This is a genomic window from Mucilaginibacter sp. P4_E8 (assembly GCF_056401495.1).
In genome coordinates, this window is sequence record NZ_JBFUJG010000316.1 from 1 (window position 1) to 2,156 (window position 2,156).

2 protein-coding genes are annotated in these 2,156 nt (G+C 45.2%); both read left to right on the forward strand.

Annotated features, from left to right (window positions below; translation table 11 throughout):
* Positions 1 to 1,640 (forward strand): non-ribosomal peptide synthetase (locus AC1DRQ_RS30905; RefSeq protein WP_477429866.1); only part of this gene is annotated, 1,640 nt, incomplete at its 5' end.
* A 107-nt stretch (positions 1,641 to 1,747) separates the two neighbouring features.
* The coding region (locus AC1DRQ_RS30910; protein WP_477429868.1) for a condensation domain-containing protein at positions 1,748 to 2,156 on the forward strand (409 nt) is incomplete at its 3' end.

The following is a 2,156-nucleotide window of genomic DNA, read 5'->3' on the forward strand; positions in this document are numbered from 1 at the left end:
CGATCTGTCTTGGCCGTTCCCTGGAGATGATCATCGGGATCCTTGGGGTGCTGAAGGCGGGGGGYGCTTATGTACCGGTTGATCCGGATTATCCTGCAGACCGGATCAGTTATATGCTTCAGGATACCGGGGCATCGCTGGCATTAACGAGCCGGAGCACCGCGGGCTTATTAGGTGATTCCATAGAGCAGGTGCTGGTTGACGAAGATCGGGAAGCTATCAGCCAGGAGTCTGCTGATGCACCTGAAATCGGGATCAGTCCGGGTGACCTGGCGTATGTGATCTATACTTCGGGTTCAACAGGTCGTCCGAAGGGCGTGATGATCGAGCACGGGGGTGTGGTGAACCGGTTACTTTGGATGCAGGATCATTACGGACTGGAGGGTGGTGATGCTGTATTGCAGAAGACGACGTTTAGTTTCGACGTATCCGTATGGGAGTTTTTCTGGCCGCTGATCAGTGGCTGCCGTTTGGTATTTGCCAAACCGGAAGGGCATAAAGATGCTTCCTATCTGCAGTCCCTGATCGCAGAAGAAGGGATCACGACAATACACTTTGTGCCATCGATGCTGCAGGTGTTCCTGGAAAGTATAGCTTCGGGAAGCTGCAGCAGTTTACGGCGTGTTATCTGCAGCGGGGAAGCCCTGTTATGGTCTCATGCAGAATTGTTCAGTAGAAAGATACCGGGAGCAGGGTTATATAATTTATACGGGCCGACAGAGGCAAGTATAGATGTAAGTTATTTTGCTGTAGAAGCAGGATCATTGGGTTCTACGGCAACGGTTCCGATCGGTCGTCCGGTATGGAATACGCAGTTGTATGTGCTTGACGGGGAGTTGCGTCCCTGCGGTACAGGAATACCAGGTGAGCTGTATATCGGTGGTGTGCAGGTAGCACGAGGATACCTGAACCGTTCGGATCTGACGGCAGAGCGTTTCATACCGGACCCCTACGGTGAAGAGGGTGGGCGATTGTATAAGACGGGGGACCTTTGCCGCTGGTTGCCTGACGGTAATATAGAGTACCTGGGCCGTATGGATGACCAGGTAAAGATCCGTGGTTACCGTATTGAGCTAGGGGAGATCGAGTCCGTGCTACAGCAGAGCCCGGGCGTACGCCAGGGTGTTGTGGTCGCCCGTGAGTTTACTTCAGGGGATAAAATGTTGATAGCATACATTGTGCCATCAGGTGAGTTTAAGCTAGAGGAAATAAAAACACACTTAAAAAGAAGCCTGCCTGTATACATGATACCGGTCACATTTATGGAGGTCCTAACAATACCATTAACAGTAAATGGGAAAGTTAATAAAAAGCAACTGCCGGAACCTGAAATGACCAGAGATTTATCTGTATATGTTGCTCCTGAAAATGAGATCGAAAAGCGGTTGGTTGAAATCTGGCAGCAATTGTTACTGATCAAAGAAATCGGCATATATGATGATTTTTTTGATATTGGCGGACATTCCTTACTGGCCGTTAGACTAATAGCTTTTATTAAACAGCATTTCAATCTATCCATAACTATTCATATTGTTTTCCAATTTACAACCATTTATGACTTGAGTAGATACATTGAACTGGAATTGTATACCAATAGTCAGCAAGAAAATACTTTAGAAATCGAAGAGTTGGATCTATAGAAGATAATACCAAATCATTAATTTTTTCTCGCGCATTGGCTATATCCTATAGCATAATGTCAGGATAGCATTTGCCTATTAAACCTTTATAAAAATCATTTAATGTTATGATTAACAAAATTATTAGCCTGTTATTTCATGCTAAAAAAAGCGGTATTGAAATAGTTGTTAACGGAGATAAATTAAAACTTAAAATTCCTAAGAATAATATAATTGATGAACAATTATTGCAGGAGATAAGGAATAACAAGCTCTTAATAGTTAATTATCTAAAAGACAATAGATGGAAATCTGAAAGAGAAGATATTAATCAAAATAAAATAAGACCGCAGCTGCGGCAGCGAGAGGCAGGGGATCGTATCCCGCTGTCGTATGCTCAGGAGCGTTTATGGTTCATAGACAGGTTGCAGGGCAGTGTACAGTACCATATTCCGCATGTATTCCGTCTTCGTGGTTCACTGGACCGGGAAGCGCTGGAAAGTTCTTTCCGGGAGATCGTAAGCCGTCATGAGATCC